The organism is Microbispora sitophila (genome assembly GCF_014892245.1).
In the GTDB taxonomy this organism is placed as follows: Bacteria; Actinomycetota; Actinomycetes; order Streptosporangiales; family Streptosporangiaceae; genus Microbispora; species Microbispora siamensis.
Map to the genome: position 1 here is coordinate 1 of NZ_JADBGC010000002.1, position 22,385 is coordinate 22,385.

The 22,385-nt window shown below is 67.9% G+C and carries 26 protein-coding genes and 1 tRNA gene; 13 read left to right on the top strand and 14 right to left on the bottom strand.

Features of this window, described 5'->3' with window-relative positions; genetic code table 11:
* The 5 genes from IL992_RS03140 to IL992_RS03160 all read right to left on the bottom strand — a co-directional run.
* On the bottom strand, nt 1-156 hold a 156-nt coding region (locus tag IL992_RS03140; protein ID WP_193201808.1), incomplete at its 3' end, for a cation transporter.
* 307 nt (nt 157-463) lie between these two features.
* Nucleotides 464-673 carry a heavy-metal-associated domain-containing protein gene (locus IL992_RS03145; RefSeq protein WP_193201809.1) on the bottom strand — a complete coding sequence of 70 codons (210 nt, stop codon included), beginning with the start codon at nt 671-673 and terminating at the stop codon, nt 464-466.
* A 102-nt stretch (nt 674-775) separates the two neighbouring features.
* Complete coding sequence (locus IL992_RS03150; protein WP_193201810.1) at nt 776-2,065, bottom strand: ArsB/NhaD family transporter; 1,290 nt, start codon at nt 2,063-2,065, stop codon at nt 776-778.
* The gene (locus IL992_RS03155; RefSeq protein ID WP_193201811.1) at nt 2,062-2,499 is read right to left on the bottom strand and encodes a CBS domain-containing protein; all 438 of its coding nucleotides are present in this window, start codon (nt 2,497-2,499) and stop codon (nt 2,062-2,064) included. Before IL992_RS03155 ends, IL992_RS03150 begins: the two co-directional genes overlap by 4 nt.
* Before the next feature lie 117 nt (nt 2,500-2,616).
* A complete protein-coding gene (locus tag IL992_RS03160; protein WP_193201812.1) occupies nt 2,617-3,939 on the bottom strand; it encodes an NUDIX domain-containing protein in 1,323 nt (440 codons plus the stop codon).
* Nucleotides 3,940-4,050: 111 nt separating this feature from the next.
* Between IL992_RS03160 and IL992_RS03165 the strand changes: the two genes are divergently transcribed.
* The 3 genes from IL992_RS03165 to IL992_RS03175 are packed head-to-tail and all read left to right on the top strand — an operon-like array spanning nt 4,051 to nt 6,216.
* Nucleotides 4,051-4,986, top strand: a complete 936-nt coding sequence (locus IL992_RS03165; RefSeq protein WP_226872291.1) for an aldo/keto reductase — start codon at nt 4,051-4,053, stop codon at nt 4,984-4,986.
* 46 nt (nt 4,987-5,032) lie between these two features.
* Nucleotides 5,033-5,359 (top strand): ArsR/SmtB family transcription factor, encoded by a 327-nt coding sequence (locus IL992_RS03170; RefSeq protein WP_079320763.1) that lies wholly within the window; start codon nt 5,033-5,035, stop codon nt 5,357-5,359.
* The gene (locus IL992_RS03175) at nt 5,356-6,216 is read left to right on the top strand and encodes an SRPBCC family protein (protein ID WP_319018299.1); all 861 of its coding nucleotides are present in this window, start codon (nt 5,356-5,358) and stop codon (nt 6,214-6,216) included. Before IL992_RS03170 ends, IL992_RS03175 begins: the two co-directional genes overlap by 4 nt.
* Before the next feature lie 18 nt (nt 6,217-6,234).
* Here the strand turns inward: IL992_RS03175 and IL992_RS03180 are convergent, their stop codons facing one another.
* The 3 genes from IL992_RS03180 to IL992_RS03190 all read right to left on the bottom strand — a co-directional run bounded on the left by IL992_RS03180 (nt 6,235) and on the right by IL992_RS03190 (nt 8,088).
* Entirely contained in the window at nt 6,235-6,549 is a 315-nt protein-coding gene (locus IL992_RS03180) for an STAS domain-containing protein (RefSeq protein WP_193201813.1), read from the bottom strand.
* Nucleotides 6,550-6,755: 206 nt separating this feature from the next.
* Nucleotides 6,756-7,577, bottom strand: a complete 822-nt coding sequence (locus IL992_RS03185; RefSeq protein ID WP_193201814.1) for an SAM-dependent methyltransferase — start codon at nt 7,575-7,577, stop codon at nt 6,756-6,758.
* A 106-nt stretch (nt 7,578-7,683) separates the two neighbouring features.
* Entirely contained in the window at nt 7,684-8,088 is a 405-nt protein-coding gene (locus IL992_RS03190; RefSeq protein ID WP_193201815.1) for an ATP-binding protein, read from the bottom strand.
* 295 nt (nt 8,089-8,383) lie between these two features.
* Between IL992_RS03190 and IL992_RS03195 the strand changes: the two genes are divergently transcribed.
* The 6 genes from IL992_RS03195 (at nt 8,384) to IL992_RS03215 (ending at nt 11,564) form a co-directional block, all read left to right on the top strand.
* A complete protein-coding gene (locus IL992_RS03195) occupies nt 8,384-8,632 on the top strand; it encodes a DUF397 domain-containing protein (protein ID WP_319018300.1) in 249 nt (82 codons plus the stop codon).
* A 77-nt stretch (nt 8,633-8,709) separates the two neighbouring features.
* A complete protein-coding gene (locus tag IL992_RS03200; RefSeq protein WP_193201817.1) occupies nt 8,710-9,615 on the top strand; it encodes a helix-turn-helix domain-containing protein in 906 nt (301 codons plus the stop codon).
* A 142-nt stretch (nt 9,616-9,757) separates the two neighbouring features.
* Nucleotides 9,758-10,153, top strand: coding sequence for an ATP-binding protein (locus IL992_RS03205; RefSeq protein WP_193201818.1), 396 nt, complete (start codon nt 9,758-9,760; stop codon nt 10,151-10,153).
* 304 nt (nt 10,154-10,457) lie between these two features.
* Nucleotides 10,458-10,577, top strand: coding sequence for a DLW-39 family protein (locus IL992_RS45785; RefSeq protein WP_208802288.1), 120 nt, complete (start codon nt 10,458-10,460; stop codon nt 10,575-10,577).
* 39 nt (nt 10,578-10,616) lie between these two features.
* Nucleotides 10,617-11,333: an HAD family hydrolase gene (locus IL992_RS03210; protein ID WP_079320758.1), complete on the top strand. Its 717-nt coding sequence runs from the start codon at nt 10,617-10,619 to the stop codon at nt 11,331-11,333.
* 155 nt (nt 11,334-11,488) lie between these two features.
* Nucleotides 11,489-11,564 (top strand) — tRNA-Ala (locus IL992_RS03215).
* Nucleotides 11,565-11,620: 56 nt separating this feature from the next.
* Here the strand turns inward: IL992_RS03215 and IL992_RS49245 are convergent.
* Nucleotides 11,621-14,086, bottom strand: a complete 2,466-nt coding sequence (locus tag IL992_RS49245; RefSeq protein WP_449843663.1) for a replication initiator — start codon at nt 14,084-14,086, stop codon at nt 11,621-11,623.
* Between the two features lie 257 nt (nt 14,087-14,343).
* Between IL992_RS49245 and IL992_RS03235 the strand changes: the two genes are divergently transcribed.
* Nucleotides 14,344-14,817, top strand: a complete 474-nt coding sequence (locus tag IL992_RS03235) for a hypothetical protein (RefSeq protein WP_193201821.1) — start codon at nt 14,344-14,346, stop codon at nt 14,815-14,817.
* A 1-nt stretch (nt 14,818) separates the two neighbouring features.
* Here IL992_RS03235 and IL992_RS03240 read toward each other — a convergent pair whose 3' ends face one another.
* Complete coding sequence (locus IL992_RS03240; RefSeq protein ID WP_226872293.1) at nt 14,819-15,502, bottom strand: integrase; 684 nt, start codon at nt 15,500-15,502, stop codon at nt 14,819-14,821.
* Between the two features lie 307 nt (nt 15,503-15,809).
* On the opposite strand from IL992_RS03240, the gene IL992_RS03245 reads away from it, so the two are divergent.
* Entirely contained in the window at nt 15,810-16,166 is a 357-nt protein-coding gene (locus IL992_RS03245) for a hypothetical protein (RefSeq protein ID WP_193201822.1), read from the top strand.
* A 144-nt stretch (nt 16,167-16,310) separates the two neighbouring features.
* Here the strand turns inward: IL992_RS03245 and IL992_RS03250 are convergent, their stop codons facing one another.
* The gene (locus tag IL992_RS03250) at nt 16,311-16,793 is read right to left on the bottom strand and encodes a hypothetical protein (protein WP_193201823.1); all 483 of its coding nucleotides are present in this window, start codon (nt 16,791-16,793) and stop codon (nt 16,311-16,313) included.
* Nucleotides 16,794-17,109: 316 nt separating this feature from the next.
* Here IL992_RS03250 and IL992_RS03255 point away from each other — a divergent pair, with 316 nt between their 5' ends.
* Nucleotides 17,110-17,298: a hypothetical protein gene (locus IL992_RS03255; RefSeq protein WP_193201824.1), complete on the top strand. Its 189-nt coding sequence runs from the start codon at nt 17,110-17,112 to the stop codon at nt 17,296-17,298.
* 205 nt (nt 17,299-17,503) lie between these two features.
* Here the strand turns inward: IL992_RS03255 and IL992_RS03260 are convergent, their stop codons facing one another.
* Nucleotides 17,504-17,785 carry a site-specific integrase gene (locus IL992_RS03260; RefSeq protein WP_193201825.1) on the bottom strand — a complete coding sequence of 94 codons (282 nt, stop codon included), beginning with the start codon at nt 17,783-17,785 and terminating at the stop codon, nt 17,504-17,506.
* 518 nt (nt 17,786-18,303) lie between these two features.
* Complete coding sequence (locus IL992_RS03265; protein ID WP_319018302.1) at nt 18,304-18,942, bottom strand: FadR/GntR family transcriptional regulator; 639 nt, start codon at nt 18,940-18,942, stop codon at nt 18,304-18,306.
* Between the two features lie 84 nt (nt 18,943-19,026).
* Between IL992_RS03265 and IL992_RS03270 the strand changes: the two genes are divergently transcribed.
* Nucleotides 19,027-20,283 carry an MFS transporter gene (locus tag IL992_RS03270; protein WP_193201827.1) on the top strand — a complete coding sequence of 419 codons (1,257 nt, stop codon included), beginning with the start codon at nt 19,027-19,029 and terminating at the stop codon, nt 20,281-20,283.
* Nucleotides 20,284-20,866: 583 nt separating this feature from the next.
* Here IL992_RS03270 and IL992_RS03275 read toward each other — a convergent pair.
* On the bottom strand, nt 20,867-21,460 hold the full coding sequence (locus IL992_RS03275) for a DUF6461 domain-containing protein (RefSeq protein WP_193201828.1): 594 nt from the start codon (nt 21,458-21,460) through the stop codon (nt 20,867-20,869).
* Nucleotides 21,461-22,385: the final 925 nt, after the last annotated feature.

The following is a 22,385-nucleotide window of genomic DNA, read 5'->3' on the forward strand; positions in this document are numbered from 1 at the left end:
CACCTTGGCCTTCTCCGTGGCGTAGTTCACCGTCGCGGACACGCCCTCGAGCTTGTTGAGCTTGCGCTCGATCCGGTTCGCGCACGACGCGCAGGTCATGCCGCCTATCGAAAGCTCGACCGCGCCGGTCGGCCGTTCATCGGTTGTCGCCGACATCACCGCTCCTTCCTCTCGCGTCGTGCCGCCGGCGGACGGTTCCCTCGTGCGCGAAGTCCGGGGACAGGTGGGAGTCCCCGCCGCTCGGCGCCGACGCGGCGAAGGCCGCTGCGCCCCCTCGCGCCCTCCTCGGGGTGCAGGTGCGAGTGAGCCAGGTCGCCCGCATGGATCCTTACCAGGTCACCGACGGGCCTGCCGTCCTCGCTCACCGTGAACACGAGCTTACTGACCCGGCCCGGTGCGAGGTCGCCCGCCGTGAAGATCACCCCGAGGCCTGCGGCGTACGGGCCGAGCCGGGCGGAGGTGTTCACGAGACGCCCGCCACGTCGTATCCGGCCTCCCGGACGGCCGCCACGATGGCCGCGTCGTCGACGCCGCCGTCGGTCTCGACCGTCAACAGGCCGGAGGCGAGGTCCACCCGGACGTCACTCACGCCGGCGACCGCGCCGACCTCCTCGCTGACCGAGCTGACGCAGTGGCCGCAGGTCATGCCGGTGACGGTGTAGGTGCTGGTCATGACGATCACTCCCGTAACTCGTTCCTCATCGATGTGAACACCGTACCCCCCTGGGGTATTTCGCCGTCAAGCCGGGGCCCGGTTCCGGCGGGCCCGCCGGGCCTACAGGAGGTAGCGCAGCCAGAGGTACGGCACGCACAGGGCCACCGTGACGACGGTGACCACCAGGCCATACTTGGTGAACTGCCAGAAGCTGATCCGCGCGCCGTTGCGCTCGGCGATGCCGAGGATGACGACGTTGGCGGAGGCGCCCACGGCGGTGGCGTTGCCGCCGAGGTCCGCGCCGAGCGCGAGCGCCCACCACAGCACATTGTGGTCGCCGCCGGGCACGTGCTGCGCGAGGTCGGCCACGATGGGGCTCATCGTGGCGACGTAGGGGATGTTGTCCACGATCGCGGACAGCCCGGCCGACGCCCAGAGCAGGACCATGGCGGTGACACCGGGCCGTCCGGCCGTCGCCTCCGCCGCCGCCCGTGACACCTGGTCGATGACCCCGGTCTCGACGAGCGCGCCGACCATCACGAACAGCCCGGCGAAGAACACCAGCGTCGGCCACTCCACCTCGCGCAGCGCGTCGTCGGTGGTGATCTTGGTGACCAGCACGAGCAGCCCGGCCCCGAGCAGCGCCACGACCGACGGCTCGTAGTGCAGCACCGGGTGCAGCACGAACGCCGCGATGACCACGCCGAGGACGGACAGGCTCTGCACGAGCATGACCTTGTCCTGGATGGCCGCCCGCTCGTCCAGTTGCATGATCTCGGCCGCCCGCTCGGGGTCGTACCGGAACGCCTTGCGGAACAGCAGCCGGCACAGTCCGATGAAGACCGCCGTCAGCACGATCACCAGCGGTGCGAGATGGACGAGGAAGTCGTTGAAGGTCAGCCCGGCACGGGAGGCGATGATGATGTTCGGCGGGTCGCCGACGAGGGTCGCGGTGCCGCCGATGTTGGACGCCATCGCCTCGGCGATCAGGAACGGCGCGACCGGCAGGGCGAGGCGTTCGCAGACGAGGAACGTGACCGGCGCGATCAGCAGCACGGTCGTGACGTTGTCCAGCAGCGCCGACGCCAGTGCCGTGATCACCAGGAGCAGCGCCATGAGCCGGAACGGCCGTCCCCTGGCCCGCTTGGCGGCCCAGATCGCGAGGTACTCGAACACGCCGGTCTGCCGCAGCACACCAACGATGATCATCATGCCCAGCAGCAGGAAGACGACGTTCCAGTCCACGCCGGACTCCTGCGAGAAGAACGCGGAGTCGGCCGCGGTCGCGTGGATGAGCAGCAGGACCGCGGCGCCGCCCAGGGCGGCCTTGACCCGGTGGACCTTCTCGCTGGCGATGAGGACGTACGTGGCGGCGAAGACGATCGCCGCCACCCATGCGGTCACCGTCATGTGAGCCGCTTGAGCAGCGCGGAGAGCGTGACCGCGCCCAGCAGGCGGTCGCCGTCGAGCACCGCGACCAGGGGGCTGCGGGTGCGCGCCATCAGCGCGGCGACCTCCAGGAGCGTGGCGTCGGGATCGGTCACCGGGAGCTCGCGCGGCCGTTCCGGCATCGCCTGGCGGACCGTGCGCTCGCCCAGCGCCCGGACGAACGCGTCGGCGTGCGCCTCGTCGATCACCCGGGCCAGCGCGGGATCGTCCTGGCAGTAGCGGGGGACGGCCAGGCGCAGCACCTGCGTGCCCGGCAGGATCGACACCGGCGCCCCGCGCTCGTCCAGCACGATCAGGCCGGGCAGTTCGCGCTCGGCCATGAGGCGCGCGGCGTCGGCTATGGGGGAGTCGAGCTCCACGGTGGGGAACGGCACTACGAGATCCCGGGCACGCATGGTCTCACCTGCCTGCCACGTGCGGCTGTGCTCACGTCTGCCTTCCGGTCGCCGGTACGGTCCCCGGGTACGGGAGACCCTTCGCCGACCAGACTTCCCGGCACGCCCCGCATCAGGCTATCGGCCGGATAAGCCGTACAAAAGCCCCGAAGAGGCGTGGCGGACGAATACCCCCTCGGCGTACGGCAGGCGCCCGAGCGACCCGGCCGGGAGCGGGACCATGCCCTCGGGCGCCTCCGTCAGCCGGGCGGAGAAGGCGAGACGGCGTCCGACGCGTCCCGAGGCCGAGACGTAGTCGTCCGCACCGGCGAAGGTCACCTCCCCCACCGGGGCGAGCCGCGCCAGCGCCGCCTCCACTCCCTCACCCGGCCGTACGACCGTGGCGGGCAGGCGGTCGGTCTCGTCGTCGGAGTGGACGAACACCGCGTCGTCGAGCCACCCGATGAGGCAGACCGTGACCTCCTCGAACCCGGCGCGTACGGCCTCGGCCGCCAGATCGGCGGAGCCCGGGACGTCCCATCCGTGCAGGGAGAAGACCGGCGACCCGGAAGCGGCGCCGGCGGACGCGGTGGGAACCGGCGGGGCCGGGGCGAGCGCCCGCCGCACGGCCTCGATGCCCGCCCGCGCGTACGGCACGGTCGGTTCGGGCAGCCGGTCGAGCGGGAACCAGGCGAGCTCGGCGCACTTGTGCGGCTCGGCGTTGATCGGTGTGCCGGTGATGGAGCGCGCCACGAGGAACATCCCGATGCGGGCCGTCCCGCCCGCATTGCGGTGGTGCATCACGTGGACCACCACGCAGCCGTCCACCTCGACGCCGAGCTCCTCACGGGCCTCCCGCACGGCGGTGTCCACCACCGACTCCCCCTCCTCCAGGTGCCCGGACGGCATGATCTGCCACTCCCCGTCGGCGTAGCCGGTGCCCTGGCGGCGGCCGAGCAGCACCTTCTCGCCGTCCGTCAGTACCAGGTGTACGTCGACGACCGGCCGGTAGCGGCCCGGGGCGTACGTCGCGGCGTCGAGCAGCGCGGGCAGGGCCGCGGCGTTCGCGGAGATGAACTCCCCCAGCTCGGGCGGGACCATGTTCAGCGTGCGCACGTCCTCCGGGCGTACGCGCCGCACCTCGTGCAGGCCGATGTCCGGTTCGAGGAACTCCGGGCCGCTGCGGCGCGACAGGTCGAGCGACACAAGACGACAGGCGAAGACCGTGCTCAGGCGGCCGGGCTCTGCGAGGGTGAACACGTGCAGCGCGGGTCCCGCCGTCGCCCCGAGCTCCTCGTCGAGCTCGCGGCGCAGCGCCGCTTCAGGAGTGGCGTCGGCGGGCTCCACCCCGCCGCCCGGCGTGACCCAGTACGGCTCCCGCTCCGGCCGCACGCGCCGGAACAGGACGACGTCGTCGCCGTCGAACAGGATGGCCCGGACGCTGTGCCGTACGGAGGTCATGTCCGGCATCCTCTCGCGGACGGTCCGGCGTCCGCTGCCGGAAGGGGCCGAAATACGGTGAGGAGAGCTCTCCCCGCAGGGAGGGGCTCCGTGAAGAAGGGATGCAGGGGCATGACCGAAATGACCTACCGGCGGCTGGGCGACTCGGGACTCGTCGTCTCGGCTCTCGGTCTCGGCGGCAACAACTTCGGCCGCAGGATCGACCTCGACGCCACGCGCGCCGTGGTCGACGCGGCGCTCGACGCCGGCGTCACGCTGATCGACACCGCCGACATCTACGGCGAGTCGGAGACGTTGCTCGGCGAGGTGCTGAAGGGGCGGCGTGACCAGGTCGTCATCGCCACCAAGTTCGGCGGGGACGTGAACGGCGCCAACGGGCCCGACTGGGGCGCGCGGGCCTCGCGGCGGTACGTCCGCCTGGCGGTGGAGCGGTCGCTGCGCCGCCTCAAGACCGACTGGATCGACCTCTACCAGCTGCACTTCCCGGACCCGTCCACGCCGATCGAGGAGACCCTGTCGGTGCTGACGGACCTGGTGCGGGAGGGCAAGGTCCGCTACGTGGGCTCGTCCAACTTCGCGTCCTGGCAGGTCACCGACGCGGAATGGATCGCCCGCACCGGCGGCTTCGAGCGTTTCGTGAGCGCGCAGAACGAGTACAGCCTGCTCGACCGGCGGGTGGAGAAGGAGCTCGTCCCGGCGCTGCTGCACCACGGTGTCGGCCTGCTGCCGTACTTCCCGCTGGCCAACGGCCTGCTCACCGGCAAGTACCGGCGCGGGGAGGAGCCGCCGGCGGGCACCCGCCTCGCGGGCCGGCCGCAGTATCTGACCGACTCGCGGTTCGAGGTGGTGGAGCGGTTGCAGGAGTTCGCCGAGCGGCAGGGGGTGTCCCTGCTGGACGTCGCGATCGGCGGCCTGCTCGCGCAGCCGGCCGTCTCCTCCGTGATCGCGGGGGCCACCCGGCCCGAGCAGATCAAGGCCAACGTCGCGGCGGCGGCCTGGCGACCGGACGAGGCGGCGCTGAAGGAGCTGAACGAGATCGCGAGCTGACTATATGCAGTTGTGGCTATATAGCTGATCGGGTATTTTCGAAGATGTGTCAGCGACCTTCGACGTACTCGCCGAGCCCGCCAGGCGGCGCATCCTCGACCTGCTGCTCGAACGCCCCCGTCTGGTCGGGGAGCTCACCGAGCGGCTCGGCCTGACCCAGCCCGGCACTTCCAAACACCTCAAGGTGCTGCGGGAGGCCGGGCTGGTCCGTGTGCGCCGGGACGCCCAGCGCCGGTGGTACGAACTGTGCCCCGAGCCGCTCGCCGAGATCGACGCCTGGCTCGCGCCCTACCGGCGGCTGTGGTCGGAGAGCTTCGACGCGCTGGAACGGCACCTGGACACGATGCCCGAACATTCAGAGGAGACACCGTGAACGCGACGCTCGGCATGTTCGACGGGCGGCCGTCGCTGCGCATGGAGCGCAGGCTGGCCCACCCTCCGGAGAAGGTCTGGCGGGCGGTCACCGAGCCCGACCGGCTCGGCCAGTGGTTCCCGTTCACGGTCGTCGAGATGGACCTGCGGGTAGGCGGAAGGATCACGTTCGACGGCGGCGGCATGACGATGGACGCCGAGATCACCGAGCTCGACCCGCCCCGCCTGTTCGCCTTCCTCCAGCACTCGCCGCGGGAGATGCCGCGCGAGGGCGACAACCTCCTGCGCTTCGAGCTGCTGCCCGAGGAGGGCGGCTGCCTGCTCGTCTTCACCCAGGTCTTCCACGACCGGCCGGCCGCGGCGAGCTACGCGTCCGGCTGGCAGGTCTGCCTCGACGCCCTGGAGGCGGTCGCCGGCGGACGACCCGCCGAGTGGCCCGAGGGGAACTTCGCCCACCTCCATGAGGCGTACGTGGAGGCGTTCGGGCTGGCCGAGGGGGTGGCCGGGCGACTGGGCGAGCAGGAAGGCGGCGGATGGCGGGTGCGCTTCGAGCGGCAGCTCACCCGGCCGGTCGAGGAGGTCTGGACCGCCGTCGGCGCACCGGCCGCGACACCCGGTGAGCCGGTGCCCGACGACATCGGCGAGGGAATCGTCACGGCCGTCCGGAAACCCGCTGCCGAGCTTCCCGCGTACGTGGAGTCCGGCGAGCAGGGCAGGCAGGTGCGCTGGGAACTGTCGCAGGGCACCGGGCACGGCGCCCGGCTGGTCGTCACGGAGACCGGCCTGCCCGACCCCGCCGGGGCCCTGAAGGCATGGCGGGACCGGATAGAGACCCTGGCGCGGCGGCTGCTCGTCTGAGCCCGGCGGGCGGGGCCGTCACTCGTCGAGCATCTCCAGGAGGCGGCGCAGGTAGGGCGGCACGTTGCGCAGCCGTACGGCGTCGCTCGCCGCGGGGGGCACCGGAGCCAGCAGAGCCCGCAGTCCCGACAGGTCGATGAACCGCAGAGCCGCCGTGTCGACGGTGATCTCGCTGCCCTCGCTCCTCGCCTCGGCGAGCGCGGTCGCCAGGGCGGCGCTGTTCGAGACGTCGACCTCGCCCTCGATGATCACGGAGGAGTCCGCAGAGGACCACCTGACGCTGAGGTAGGTGTCCGTGTAGAGAACGCCGCAGTGGCCGCCGGCTGGATTCACGAGACGCACCGGCCCGGCGAACCGGTGCGCGAAGCGCTGTCCGCCCGTCTTGGGCGCGTATTTTCGGAGCAGGACACGGTGAACGTCGTCACGGTCCCACCTCCTCGCTGCAAGTGGAAATACTCACTGAGCGTGGCCGTCCGACAGCGCATCTGTCAACGGTTAGCCCAGTTAATATTCAACGAAGATCAAAGATCTGGCGCTTCTCACCGCTTGCGGCCGACGCCGCCGACCGCCCAGACCGTGTCCTTCGGCGGTCGTAGCTCGTCGGGCTCCGGCCGCCATTCGGGCACCTGGACCAGGCCGGGCTCCACCATTTCCAGATCGCCGAACAAGGGCAGGATCTCGGCCCGGGTGGGCAGCCGCAGGCGGCCGTCGTCCTTGACGGCCCATTCGTTGGCGAACAGCAGGGCGAGCTTGTCCGTCACCTCCGGCCGGAGGTCGGAGATCGCGTGGCTGATGACCATATAGCTGCCGGGCGCGATCGCCTCGCGCAGGCGGGCGGTGATCGCCAGCGTCAGGTCGTCGTCGTTGATCGCCGCCAGGACCGAGACGAGCAGGACGCCCACGGGCTCGTCGAGGTCCACGAGCTCCCGCAGCCGAGGATGCGTGAGGATCGAGTCGGGGTCGCGTACATCGCCCTGGATCACCGCGACGCGCTCGTTCTCCTCCACCAGCGCCTGGCCGTGGTTCACCACGACGGGGTCCTTGTCCACGTAGACCACGCGGGCGTCGGGAGCGCACTCCCGTGCGATCTCGTGCACGTTGCCCTGGGTCGGCAGACCGCAGCCGATGTCGACGAACTGGCGGATCCCGGCGGCGGCCAGGAACCGTACGGTCCTGCGGAGGAACTTGCGCCCCTCGCGGCACATCAGGGGAAGCTCTGGCGCGATCAGCAGCGCCGCCTCCGCGGCCTCGCGGTCCGCCGCGAAATTGTCCTTCCCGCCGAGCCAGTAGTCGTAGACCCGGGCCTCGTTCGGGACGGACGGGTCGAAACCCACAGGCTCGACCGGGGGGAAACCCGGCATGATCCTCCGTTCAGCCCTGGTGACCGATATTACCGGTGCAATACAGGCTGAAGTGAGGATTCGTGCGTGTGTCGCGAGTCGGGCCTTCGGGCCTTCGTTGCGGGGCTCAGCGGTAGACGGCGGCCTCGGCCGTGAATCCGGCCCACACGGCCTTGCCCACGGGACGTAGCCGCGCCCAGCCCCACATGCGGCTGACCCCGGCGACGACCTGCAGGCCGCGCCCGGTCTCCGCGACGTAGTCGGGCTCGCGCAGCACCGGCGCGTCGTTGCTGGGGTCGGTGACCATGCACAGCAGCGCGCGGGACGAACGGAACATCAACAGGCGTACCGGCAGGGGATGGATGGCCTGGTGCCGCAGGCCGTGGCGCAGCGCGTTGGTGACCAGTTCGCAGACCGCGAGCGCGGCGTCGTCGGTGACGTCCTCCATGGACCAGGTCCGCAGCACCCCGGTGGTGAAGTGTCGCGCGGTGCGCGCGGCGAGACTCTCACGGTGGAACTCGTGCACAGCCACCTGGGGAACGCCGCACGGCTCTTCGCCGCCGGTCCAGGGCCAGCGCCTGCCTGCCGGAAAGACCTGCTCAAGCGTGCCCAGCCAGGGATCCCGGGCAACGCTATCGGCTTCTGCGAGGGAAGCGCGGTCTGTCCGATAACCAGTCATTGAGAGCCTTATGAGGTTGATGTCGACCATGTGGCGGGATGACTCAGTAAGTCATACTGCTCCCATTGATGCTCCTGTGCAAGTACAGATGCACGTGCAAACGCACGAATGTTGTCGGTTGGGCTCGGATTCCGAAACGAGGCGCCCCGTGTCCGTGATCTACAACGGAATGCCCTCATCTCACCTGGGGCAGCAGGCCTGGCGCAAGAGCCGGCACAGCAATCCGAGCGGCAACTGCGTCGAGATCGCCGCGCTGCCCGATGGCCGGGTGGCCCTGCGCAACTCCCGGCACCCGTCCGGACCGGCGCTGATCGTGCCCCTTCAGGACATGGCCGCATTCCTCCGCTCCGCCAAGGAGGGTGAATTCGACGACCTCCTTGGTGAAGTGGAGAAATGATCTCGCCACTTGCGCGGGACGACCTGGCGAGTATCGTGAACGTGGCGTAAACATCGGTGCACCTCAAAGGACCCCATATGACTGCGGCCCCTTCGGAGGGTGTGCCCCACCCGCTCGACTTGGCGGCACGATCACGCCGCAGCCCCACCGTCCTGCGCATTCTGCTCGGCACTCAACTGCGACGACTCCGTGAGAGCAGGCATATCCGTCTGGAGGAGGCCGGCCACGCCATCCGCGCCTCCCATTCGAAGATCAGCCGGATGGAACTCGGGCGCGTCGGGTTCCGCCGCCGTGACGTCGCCGACCTCCTCACCCTGTACGGCGTCACCGACGAGAGCGAGCGGGAGGCGCTGCTCTCGCTCGTCGCCCAGGCCAACGCCCCTGGCTGGTGGCACAAGTACGACGACGTCCTGCCCTCCTGGTTCGAGGCGTACGTCGGCCTGGAGCAGGCCGCGAGCGCGATCCGCTGCTACGAGGTGCAGTTCGTGCCCGGGCTGCTGCAGGCCCCCGAGTACGCCGAGGCGGTCGTGCGACTCGGCCATCCCGACGCGCCGGACGAGGAGGTCGCGCGCCGCGTCCGGCTGCGGATGGACCGCCAGGAGGTGCTGGTCCGGCCGGATCCTCCCATTCTGTGGGCGGTGATCGACGAGGCCGTGCTGCGCCGTCCGGTGGGTGGGGCCGAGGTGATGCGGGCCCAGATCGAGTACCTGCTCGAGATGATCGCCCTGCCTCGTGTAACGCTCCAAATCATTCCGTTCAGCGCCGGCGGCCACGCGGCCGCCGGAGGGCCGTTCAGCATCCTGCGCTTCGCAGGGGTCGGCCTGCCCGACGTCGTCTACCTCGAACAGCTCACCAGCGCGATCTACCTCGAGAAACGGGAGGACATCGACCGCTATCTCGCAGTCATGGAACGCCTGTGCATCCAGGCCAAACCGGCGTCGGAGACCAAGCGGATGCTCCAGCAGCTCATGACGGAGCTGTGACGATGCGCTAGCGTCACGTGCGCGACCTCCGCTGCCGCACGCCCGCAGGAGACGGTGGCGCAAGCCGTACCCGAAAATACGTGTCAGGTGCGCGTGGGCGGTAAATGGAGTACTACCACACCGTGGGGCAAGCAGGAGGGCGGTGAGAACCTTGGCGGGCAGCATGCTCAGCCTGGAGTTCGACCGAAGTTCGGTCACCAGGGTGCGGCATCTCGTCATGGTGTCGGCGCAGGAGGCCGGACTCGAGGGCGTGGCCCTGGAGGACTTCGTGCTCGCGGTGCACGAGGCGGTCACCAACGCCGTCCGGTATGGCTCCCCGCCGCGGGGAATCGCCATGTGGCGTGAGGCGGGGGTGCTGGTAGCCGAGATCACCGACAAAGGTCCCGGCATTCCCGACGAGGCGCTGGAGCGCGAGGAGTCGGCGACGCGGTTCGACTTCGGGGGACGTGGATTGTGGCTCATGAACCGCCTGGCCGACCTCGTCGTGCGTACGGGGGCCGAGGGAACGACGATCCGCCTCTGCGTGACGCTTCCCTGATCGACATTTGACTTCCGCTGAGAGCGGAGCACGGACCGCCTGACCGAAACCAGGCTTCCCCATCTCCCCGAACTCCGTCTGCGCGCATGGTTAGCGCCACTGTGAGCTGGGCACTTCTGATCTCGCCGCCCCGCCGCCAGGGTCGGACGGCAGGCCAAGCGGGCGAGCCGTAATCATGATTTTGGTGCACCGAAATTTCGGGCAATCCGGGTCGGACGCCGAAGCCTTGCTAGGCTGCAGGGAACCGTAGAACCGGGCGTTGTCTCACCCGGCAGGTGAGACCGTCGAGAAGTGGGGTCACACCGTGAAGAAGCTGCTTGTTCTCGCTCTGGTCGCCGTCGGCGGGCTTCTGGTCTGGCGCAAGGTGCAGGCCGACCGTGCCGAGCTCGATCTGTGGACCGAGGCTACCGGCAGCGAGAACTGACCACCAGGGATGGTGCTTGATCGTGGCAAGGGTACGGGAATGACCCCCGTGAAGCTGGCCTGTCTTGACTTGGCCGGAACCACGATCGGTGACATCGACATGGTGGAACGGGCGTTCGCCGAGGCGATCGCCACGCAGGGCATCGTCCCCGGGACCAGCGCCTATGCCCGTGCCATGGTGCATGTGCACAGGTCCCGGGGATGTCCCAAAATCGAGGTCTTCCGGGGCATCTTCCCCGGCAACGAGGCCCAGGCGCAGGCCGCGAACCTGACTTTCGAGCGCTCCTACGAGGGAGCCATCGAACGGACCGGTCTCGTGCCCCTGCCGGGGACCGTCGAGGCCATCGCGAAGCTGCGCGACGCGGGCCTGAAGATCGCCCTGATCACCGGCTTCAGCCGCGCGACCCTGGGACGGGTGCTGAGCACCCTCACCTGGGTCGACATGCTGGACCTCGCACTGTGTCCCGAGGACGCCGGACGTGGCCGTCCGTACCCGGACATGGTGCTCACCGCCGTTCTGCGCTCCGGCGTCGACGACGTACGGCAGGTGGCCGTGGCGGGCGACTCCGAGAGCGACATGCTGTGCGGCCGGCGCGCGGGCGCCTCGATCGTCGCCGGAGTGCTCACCGGCGTCCACAGCAAGGATCGTCTGCTCGGCGGCGGCGCCACTCACATCATCGACTCCATCGCCGACTTCCCCGGGCTCGTCCTCGGCAACGAGGTCGGCGCCTCTCCGGTGGCCACCTCGGCCTCCTGATCGCCGGTCGGTTCCCCCTGCGGGTCTGCTCCGGCGGGCACACGGCCACCCGGGCGACGCGACGGGGTATCGAGTGGCGCTCGGGTGCGGGCTGTTGCTACGGTGTACGCACCGGCGGCCTGTGGATCTGCGTTTGCGCAGTTCGCACCCGCCACGGGGCCTTAGCTCAGCTGGCAGAGCGCCTGCTTTGCAAGCAGGAAGTCAGGGGTTCGAATCCCCTAGGCTCCACCAGCCAAAACGCCGCTTCTCTGATCATGAGGAGCGGCGTTCGTGCCATCAACGTGCCATTAGCTCTTGCCGGCATCGCGCTCCGCCTCGACTCGCGCGCTCAGCGCATCGGCGATCTTCCGGTCGGCGTCGCGCGTGGCGTGCTGGTAGATCAGCGCGGCACGGTCGCTGTCATGGCCCATCCGCGCCTTGAGATCGGCGAGGCTCGCGCCCGACTGCGCGGCGAGCGTGTTGCCGGTGTGCCGCAGGTCGTGGAAGTACAGACCCTTGACGCCCATCTCCTTGAGCGCTTCCGCCCACTTGGCCTCACGCCGGAAGTTGCCACCGCGGAGAAACGCACCGCGCTTGCCGAGAAAGACGAACGCGTCCTCGCCCGTGCCGGTGAACTGGTCGAGGTGGTCGACGAGCGCCGGGACGATGGCCGAGGGGATGCTGACCGTCCGCTTGCCGGCCCGCGATTTGGGCGGCGCGAGCACCATGTCTCCGCCGTCCAGCTCGATGAGCTGTTCGCGTACGCGGACCGTACGCGCATTGAGGTCGATGTCCGACCGCCGCAGCGCGATCACCTCGCCCCAACGCAGGCTCGCGAAGGTGGCGAGAAGGATCAGCGCACGGAATCGACGGTCGGCCATCCGATCGGCCAGCTCGAAGACCTGGGCGACGGTGAGGATCGGCCGCTCCGGCGTCTGCTCGTTGTCCGCGCCCTTGATGCGGCAGGGGTTCCGGGTGATCAGCTTGTCCTCTTCGACCGCCGTCATCAGCACGGCCCGCAGCAGCCGATACGCCTTGGCGGCCGTGGACACTGAGACGCCTTTATCTATGAGGGCGGCTCGCCAGCGAATCTGAAAGCGGCCGGAGGGAAGCTTGCGGATATTGCCGAAACGCCGGTGACCATCTCTGTTCGCCATCAGGCCGCCCGTCCCTTCGGCGCTTTGACCGGCTCGACGAGCCCGGCCGCGATGAACGCTTCGAGGGCGGCTTCGGGAATGCGAACGCCCCGGCCGACGCGGACGAAGAAGATACGGCGTTCGGCGATCAGCCGACGAGGAAAGCGGACCGAGGTGTTCAGCCGTTCGGCCGCCTCTTCCACTCGAAGGAGTCGGCCTTGGGCCTCTGGCGGGAGTGGCGTGGTCGGTGAAATCGCGTTCGTCATGCTGCCCTCCCTTCAGTTGCCCAAAGAACTTGTCCGTCTGCCGCGGCTTCGAGCCGGTCGAGGTGGTTGCGCCAGCGCTGGCGTTCCCATGGACCGGACGGAGGAGGCGCACGCCAATCGGGGCGAGTTCAGGATCTCCGGGCTTGACCGGTCGCCAGATGTAGCGGTGGGGGTCGACCGGCTCGTTCTGGACGCCGAGGGCTTCCAGGACCCAGGTGCGGCGGTCCTGCTTGTGCTCGGTGAGGGTCTTGTTGGACCACTTGCGGGAGACGAGGACGCGGCGGCCCGCGTAGCCGAGGTGGTCGGGCTTGTGTGCCTTGCCCTTGCATCGGCCCGGAGCCATGCCGGGCTTGGCGCCCTTGGGCTGCACCCCGTACCGCAGCCAGTTCGGGCATGTGGGGGAGCATGGTTCGAACCGCAGAGCGTCGAGCAGCCGTTCGGCATGTGCTTTCCGGCGTGGGTCGTCGGTTCCGAGGGCGTCGCCGAGGGACTTGGTGAGGTACTTCGAGAGGTACTGGATGAGCTGGTCGGCGTCCGGTGTTCCGGCGAGGACGCTTTGTATGTCGAGTTGGTCGCCGAAGCGGAGCACGTGCAGGGGTTCGGCCTCGTCGTCCTGGTCGAGGGCGTCGAGGGCCTGTTCCCAGGTCGGCAGGACTTCCCCCGTGGTTGGGTCGAGGTAGCCGGCCCCGTCCTCCCACACCGGCAGGTGGTCACCCTCGAATCGGACAGTGTCCGTCGAGGGCCACCACACCTGGTGATACGTGGCCGCGATGATCTGCCGCAGCTCCGCGCGGGGCACGGTGCCGCGGATCGCCATGTGCAGGTGCGGCGCGAGCCGCTTCTGAGGCTCGACGGTGGCGAAGTACTGCACGTCGTATCCCGCCACGCGGCGGAGGTTCTGCACGAAGCGGTCGACGAGCTGGGAGAAGTGCAGCGCGTCGCGGGCCGCCCGGCCGTAGTCGTACCGGCCCGGGTCGAGGGGCGTGCCCTCCAGCACCCGCCCGTACGACGGGAGCGTGAGCGTGACGAACATCGACGGCCGGTAGGTCTTGCCGTCCGAGCCGGTGAAAGTCCGCCCGAGCGTGCTCTTGGTCATCTGCCGCTTGGGCAGATCCGGCGCGTCCTGCCGCCGCTTCGTGGACCGCGAGCGCTCCGAGGCCCGGCCGAGGACGTTGCCCCGCATCCCGGCCCGGTTGATCTCCTCGTCCAGCTCCACGATCGCGGCGTCCATCTGTTTGGCGATCTCCTCGACCACGTCCCGCGCGAGCGGTTGAGCCATCCGCACGGCGCGGGGAGTCGATCGATCGTTGAGGCGAGCGGGGGAGGTCGGCTGGTCTCCCCCGGCCTGGTGGGCGTCGGTGAGATCGATCAACTGTCCTCCTCTGCGGTCTCGGGGATGGTGAGGGCGGTGGCCGATACCGGGAGGGGAGGGATTGTGCGGCGAATGTGAAGGGCATGCAGATATCTCGCGCACCGATGGCTGCCGCGTAGCCCGCTGATCAGACTGTCTCTGTGGCAGCTTGTGTCTCGACGGGATCGCGGAGACGCCTTCCCCGGCTTCTCGTGTTTGCTTGCTCCGGTTGGCTTGCCCTTGTCGGCCTCGAAGTCCTGTGGATTCCGCTTTCCCGGATGAGCCTGTGGCTCAGTTGGCTCGTGATCTTTATGGCCTGGGGATGGGCGATCGTCTGGTCAACGAAGACTGCGTTTGCCTATCTGGCGGGCAGGGCGTACAGCCGATGTGTCGTGACGACCGTTGTCATGCTGACCGTGTGGGTCGGTGTCCGCATGACGGACTGGAATGCCCTCTATGTGAATGGGATGTTCTGGCTCCATCGCGATACCTTCGCCGCACTCGCCAACGCCTATGAGAGCGGCCGACCGATGACGGTGCCCTCATGGATGGAGCACCTGTCGGTGAACGGCAAGGTCGAGCGGCAAGGTAACGCGCTCTACCTGCCCGTATTCACTGATCAATGGCGTGGGGAGACCGGGGCGGGGATCGCTTACCTGCCAAACGGCAGTCAGAGGGTAGTAGAGACCGCGGCAGGCGATGTCGGCTATCCAGTCCGCGACCTTGGCAACGGCTGGTGGTGGGTGGAGTAGATCAAGTTACGTGACAGTAGGCCGCCGTTGCGTCGTCGTGGGGTTTGCTGCGCGGCCAGCGCTCCCCGTGCGGGTCTGACTGCTCAGCCTCGCGAACTCGGCGGATCAGCTCGGCTGATCCGTCCTGCGCCAGGAATCGGAGGAGTTGCCGCCAGTTGGTGAGGTGGTAGCGGTTGACGGCATCGGCGGCTCCATCGGTCAGTAGGGCTGCGGCGTGTACCTGGTCGGTGGGGGTGGTGCCGGTGAGGGTTTGGTCTGCGGCGAGGGGGTCGGTGGAGGCGACCCAGAAGTCGCCGTCGCGGTTGCGGTACTGGCCGAGGGTTTCGACGTACTCGCGGCGGGCTTCGGTGTGTTCGGGGGTGCCGCCGCGGAGGCTGTCGAGCCGTGTGCGGTGGGGTGCGGCGACTTGGTCTAGCCGGTCGTCGCAGATCAACAGTGGTTCGGTCGTGCCGGTGTCGAGGATGAGAGTGGAGTCGCCGAGGACGAGCCAGTCGAGGTGGTCGGCGGTGTGGCGGAGCATGATGACGGTGGCGGAGGGGGAGCCGCCGTGGGTGAGGTCGCAGGTGAAGTCGTGCAGTGAGGTGACGTGCTTGATGCCTTGGGCGAGGAGTTCGGGCAGGGGGCCGGCGCTTTGGGTCATCTCGGCGAGCAGGGTGGAGCCGAGGGTGTGGGAGTACCAGCGCACGCTGTGGGAGCAGGTCGAGGTGACCCCTGGGGGGATGCTGGCGCCGTCGAGCAGGACGACGCGTCGGTGGTGGCGCCGATGAAGTCTTCGTTGGGCCGGTCGGGGTGGGCGGGTTCGCTGGCGAAGGCGACGCGCATCAGGTGTCCTCGTGCCGGTAGAGCGGGCTTGCCAGTTCCGCTCGCACTGGTTCCCCGGTTTGAGGGTCGTATTCGACGCCGACCACGCAGGAGAAGCGGCGGTCGCCGACCTGCCAACATGCGATCACGTGTGGGCTGCACTGGTCCCATTCCCTTACTAGTCTGTCGAAGTGATCGAGCTGGGCTCGCGAGAGCGCAACCAACCGCCGCCTCCCCACATCGTGTGGGAGAGCCTGGCCAACCCATGGCGACCTGGTGGACGGCGATGGCTTGATCTGCGTCCCGACGAGGTTGAGCCGCGCATCCTCCAAGCGGTGAAGCCGGAACTCGTGGTCTGGTCGTCCTTGTGGCCTGAAAGGCCCGACGATGAGATCCGGTTCGATATACGGCCAGCCGAGAACGGATGCGCACTGTGCTGGACGCTGTTGACGCCTGGAGAAGCTCCCGAGCAGGCTGTGATCGGTCATCTGCGTTACCGGCTCAACTTCTTGATCAACGCTCAGCTCCGCTTCTCCTTTGGACAGTAGGGCCGGAATCACTGCGTGACGAACTGCGTGACGACGCCGATGGATAACCGTGGACACTGACGGACAGCAGTGGACGGTCTCCGCAGGTGGAGACCCTGTGAGCCCAGTTCGAACAGCTGTGCCGTTGCCTGATAAGCAAGCGTGTCACGGCAGTGCGGGCCAGAATTGCAGGCGGTACGTCTCAAGTCCTTCGGGAGGCTGCTCGTCCGGGTAGCGCGCACCGGGACCAGGGCGGACATTTGCACGCACGAGCCAGTTCCGAGCTTTTTGGCGGAGGTCAATGAGTTTGTCGGAGGAATTACCGAAGGGTCCGACCATACGCAGCTTGCCGGAACTCGAGTACAGCTCTACCGTCTCACTTCTGGCCCACAGGGTGTCATCGGCCGGCGGTTCCCCATCCCAGAGCTCCAGCGTGACCTCAACCCTGTGCCAGTCATCCGCCTCACTGGTGATAATGCCGACGTTCGCCGTGGCGATGAACCAGTTGGTCACGGTCGCGCGGTCTGAGAGTTCCCAGAGGTCCTCGGCCCCTTCCGGTACTCCGTTCGCTCCATCGAGGTCCATGATCATAACCTGTCGATACTCGACGGTGATCACGTCCGTGAGGCTGTCAATCAGGCGGGACATCGCCTGTCCTTAACACGAGGGGACAGGTTAGGCGCGACGATGCTACCCCTCGTCGATCGCGTGTAGGACTCCGCACAGGAGCAGCTTGCATTGTGACTGGATCTTGTCGAAAAGCGGAAGCCAGGCTTGTGGGCATGACGGAGCCGGGGCACTTCGGGGGCACATGGCTTCGGAGAACGCAGGCAAGCGATGACAACGAATGGAAGCGTTTTTGCAGGTCGCTTATGGTGCAGAGCGAATCCGTGCAGGTAGCGAGCATGCGGAATTAGAACCCGGCCTACAGGCCAAACGTTCCTATGGGGCCTACTCTGTGCGTGTGAGCAAGAGGCGATACGTCGCCAGAGGCGTGCCCGGCGGCTACCGGATCTGGGACAACAAGGCCCGTCGCTGGTGGGGTGACCTCTACGAGCTATGCCCCGACGACCTTCAGAACGAGTTGAACGGCGAGAAGAACAGCGAGAAGATCACCGCGCTGCTGCAGCGGTACCGCGTCCAGAAGCGGTAGCGAACGGCTGTGTACAGCAGCGAAGTACAGCAACACCACCTCACACAGGCACCCACGGCCGAGCCGCAACCACCTGGCGAGCAGGGAGCGGAGCCGTCTACGTCGTGACTGGCTCCCGTTTGCAAGCAGGAAGTCCCTAGACTCCACCAGCCAAAACGCCGCTTCTCCGATCATGGGAAGCGGCGTTCGTACCATCAACGTGCCATTAGCTTCTGCCGGCATCGCGCTCCGCCTCGACCCGCGCGCTCAGCGCGTCGGCGATCTTCCGGTCGGCGTCGCGGGTCGCGTGTTGGTAGATGAGCGCGGCCCGGTCGCTGTCGTGGCCCATCCGGGCCTTGAGGTCGGCGAGGCTCGCACCCGACTGCGCGGCGAGCGTGTTGCCCGTGTGCCGCAGGTCACGGAAGTGCAGGCCCCTGACGCCCATCTCCTTGAGCGCTTCCGCCCACTTGGCCTCACGCCGGAAGTTGCCACCACGGAGGAACCACACCGCGCTTGCCGAGAAAGTCCGCCCCCGGTGTTGAGGCTGATCACGGCCGAAGGCCGTACCGTCCGCCGCCCCCATCGCGCCGCGTCCTTCGCAGACGTGTTGGTCTTGCCGGCCGCCGAGCGGGGAGCCCGCATCACCCGAGCCGAGATCGAGTAGGCCAGCCGCTCCGCCGCCTGACGCACGTACGGCTTGACCTCCAACCCGTCGAACTCGGCCGAGGCCAGCGGCACCCCGGGCAGCGACGGCGGGACGACCGGCTGCACCTCCGACAGGATCTTCACGGTCACCGTCTTCTGCGCGGCCTTGAGCGAGGGGTCGGCGTCCATCACCGGAACCTGCCAGACCGGAAGCCCGGTCACCTCACCACGACGTAGCAGTTGTGCGGGAACAGCAGCTCAAAGCTTGATCGGAATGGGTCCTTGCAGTGCCATCGTCCACCACCTCACCGGCCTGCAGCGCTTCGCGTTGCGGGGCATCGTCAGAGACGCCTCGCCCGAGCGGGGAGGCAATTGCGTGGTTCAGCGCATGAAGGGTTTGAAGATGGAAACCACCTTCGTGGCAGCACGGTCAGCGTCCCCGTCCGCGATTGCCTCGACCAGATCGTGGTGGTAGCGGTGTGCCGCGTCCTCGTCCTCGCTCTTCTCGTCCCGCATGTGGGCAGCGAAGACGTCGAGCATGCTGGAGTACAGCTTGACGTAGAGAGGGTTGTGCGTCGCTGCCACGATCGCGCGGTGCAGGGCGAGGTCCGCGCTCGCTCGCAGGTCGAGATCATCGGTCGACCAGCTCGCTTCTCGACGGTCGCGCAGCTCGCGCAGCAGCTCGACGTCGGCATCTGAGCGGTTCACTGCGGCCAGTGACGCCGCAGCGCTGTCAAGGGCAAGGCGTAGTTCCAGGTAGTGGCGACGGGTGCCGCCGGCGAGCTGACGTTCAAGAGTGCCTGTCAGCTCGGAGCTGGAGATGACGAAGGTGCCGCGGCCCTGCTCACGGCGCAGCAGACCTGCGTGCACCAGCGACTGCACCGCCTCTCGCACGGTGTTCCGACCGATCCCGAACTCCGACACCAGTGCGGCCTCGGTCGGTATCCGCTCACCGACCGGCCAGCGTCCAGAGGCCACCTCCTCGCGGAAGCGCTCGGCAGCCTGGTCGATGAGTCCCACTCGACGCACGGGCTGTCGCGTGCCAGACTCTTCGTGACTCATCCCATAATCCCATCATCTGCTGACCTTACACCGGAGTATAACGTGACATCGCTCGCCTCATCGCTCGTTCCGTTGCACCGTGGGCGTCTGACCTTGTGGGCCGGGCTCGCCATTGCCCTGACGGCGGTCAACCTGCGAACGGCCGTGACCGGGTTCACTCCGCTCCTGGAGATCATCGGATCCGATCTCGGCTTCGGGGTGGCGCTGTCCGGCCTGCTCGGCACTGTGCCAGTGGCGTCCTTCGGCATCTTCGGGTTTCTGGCCCCAGCGGTGACGAGGAAGTTCGGACTGGAGCGCACGGCCACTGTGGCGCTGGGCCTGACGGCTCTGTCGCTTCTGATGCGTGCCTTCTCTCCAACGCCCTCGTTGCTGGTGCTTTCGACCGTGCTGGCACTGGCCGGAATCGGAGCCGCGAACGTCGTGGTCGTTCCGTTGGTGAAGGCCTGGTCCGCCGACCGGCTGGCCCTGTGGACCTCGCTTTACCTGATCCTCATGCAGGCGGGCCAGTTCGTCGCCCCGCTCATCGCGGTCCCGGTGGCAGAAGCGGCGACGTGGCGGTTCTCGGTAGGCATCTGGGCGGGACCGGCTGCTGTGGCCGGTGTGGTCTGGCTCGTCCTGGCGGTCAGGCTGCCCGCCGATCACCACGCGCCCGCGGCCGTGACGGCGACCGATGCGAGACCGAGGATCAGCCGATCAGCAACCGTCTGGGGTCTGGTGATCCTCTTCGCGATGATTTCGCTGTCCAACTACGGAATCGTCACCTGGGTCCCGGCAGTGCTCACCGACGCAGGAGGCAGCGCGGCCCTGGGCGGCTCCATGGTCGCGCTCTACTCGGCATGGGGCATGCTCGCGGCCTTGGTGGTTCCCCACGTGGCCACGCGCATGATGAACCCGTACATCGTGGTCGTCGGGTGCGCGATCTTCCTGGTAGCGGGATACCTGGGCCTGCTCCTGTCCCCGCTCGACGGCACGCTGATGTGGGTGTGCGCGCTGGGAATCGGGGTGAGCACCTTCCCGCTCTGCATGACCCTCATCAACCGTCGAACCAAGAGCCCGCAGACAGCCTCTGCCGTGTCGGGCTTCGTTCAAGGCATCGGCTATGGGCTGGCGTGCTTCGGCCCGATCGGGTTGGGCCTTCTGCGCGAGGCGACCGGATCATGGTCGATCCCGCTCCTGGTGCTCGCTGCGACCGCCATCCCAGGGGTGATCGCCGGCTGGTTCGCTTGCCGTCCTCGCTTCGTGGAGGACTCTGCGCCACAGCCGACGAAGCGCGACGCTGACCAGCGGCCGCGACGATAAGGGTCATGCGTCGAACAGATCCGAATTCGTGTCAGCGGCCGCACGCCACCGAGTACATACAGCGCCACCGAGTAGCAATTTGGTACAAGTTGCACGATTTCATCGTCAGGCATCGCCTGAAGATGCTCGGCAGAGATAAGACACGACGGCCGGGCCATTAGCGGGCCATTAAGGGCGGTCAACAGGGGGTACTCACGGTCACTCGCGGGCCGCCTCTCGCCCAGGTCGAGGCCGTTGTCCCTGGTGATCATGCCGATTTGCAAGCAGGAAGTCAGGGGTTCGAATCCCCTAGGCTCCACCCACTCAAAAGCCCAGGCCAGGGACCCTTTCCCCCGCCTGGGCTTTGATCGTTAGTCGGCCTTCGCGCTCTTCCGCGCCCCGTTGCGTGCCCGATCCACTCTTGAGTTGTCCTCGCGCGAGGCTGTCAAGGCGGCGGCGCGGCGCCTCGCGGCCCTGCGCCCGCTCGGCGGCCGGGCATGCGGCCTGGGGGGCCGTCCCGGGCGCCGGCAGCTCGGGGCGCCCGCCGCGCACCCATCCCGCCGTAGTCATCTCCACACCGACCACCGGCACGCCACCGCAGTCTCTAGGCGACGGTGCCGCCCAGCCACGGTCCGTTCAGAATCTCCTCGGTCAGCATCACCCCGGTCAGTCTGGCGGTGAGCAGCAGTGCCGAAGCCACGTTTGGACGCATGGCCGTCGCGCCGTCGTGACTGTCTCCCGGCGTGTAGCCGGGATCGAGGCCCGCATCCCGCATCACCTCCAGCAGACGATCCGGATCACTACCGGAACGCCACGCGGGGATTCGAGGGTTGAAGCAGGTAATCAGTTCCCCGTCGACGGCGTACGCGAAGTCATCACTCGCGTAGTCGTGCCGTAAGACGCATACCGACTCTGTCCCGCTCGACAGTGCCCGTAGCGTCTCAATCTCGGTCGCCTGCCACCCGTACACCTCGATAAGCGCGGTCCAATCGCCTAGGCGTACAGCCAGAACCGTGTCGGGAAACAGCCCCCCATCAATCAACTGCTCGTACGTGAGCGGCTCAACGCTCTCCTCACTGGCACCCATCCGGCGAAGAGCCTCAACCTCGTCAACGTCCCGGACGAAGGTCAGACACCAGAGATCACCCAAGCCCCACTCGGGATACAGCCAGGCAATATCAGCCCGTGAGATGTTCATAGTCAGCACTCCCCAGTCCATCTGCTACCAGGTTCCCGACAAGGTAGCGACCGCCGGGTCCAGGTCGTTCGTCCAGTTGGGCGCTCCACCTGGACCCGGCGGCCTTGGCCCGCTCCCCTCTTCGGGCGGGTCGACGGCACACGGGGTGATCGGCAGGCGTACGCATGCGCGACGCGCATACTGGCGGGCTACGAGCACTGGCCAACCGTCTCCACCGGATGCTCCGGGCACTGCAAGCAGACGAAGAGGTACATCGACCCTGCATCGCCGAGCATGATGTCTGCGGGTTCCTGAAGCTCCGGGACTTGATACCGACGTAGCAGGTGTTGCTCTTCTAAGGGCGTCCACCTCTTGCAGGAGTGCGCATCGTGCTCCCAGCTTGCGACCGTCAACAGGTGCTCCATCTCATGGCCTCGGCTGCACTCGACCTGGACCGGATCCTGGATCCAGTGGACCCACCCCCCGACCTTGCTTCCCGGAGCCGCTGACAGGTGGGAAAAATATCCCCAGCCATCGGGACTCGGGAAATTCTTCTCCCAGTCCCAGATGCGAGCCCTGAACTCACGGGACAGTGCCCAGCCAGCCGGATACTCCTCCACTCGCTCTGGCGACAACACACAGGCGGCAGGGAGGTACGACTCGTCGCTGTCGGCATGGGGCTCGGGTGCCTCGACGAGGAGAGACCCGGCTGCTATCGCCTTACGCCAGCGTACGACCGGGTAAGGCTGACAGAACGGCTCGTGATCGACTGGACACCACAGCACCTGGAGAGTGTCGGTGTCATCGGGAAACGGCAGTTCGGGAACATCCCGGGCGAAGAGCTGAAGTACTGGAACCAGCGGAAGCGGATCGAACCCTTCCGAGGGGTCATGAGTCTGAGGCGCTGGGCAGATGGGCCAGGGTTCATCGGCAGGCCACAGCAGCG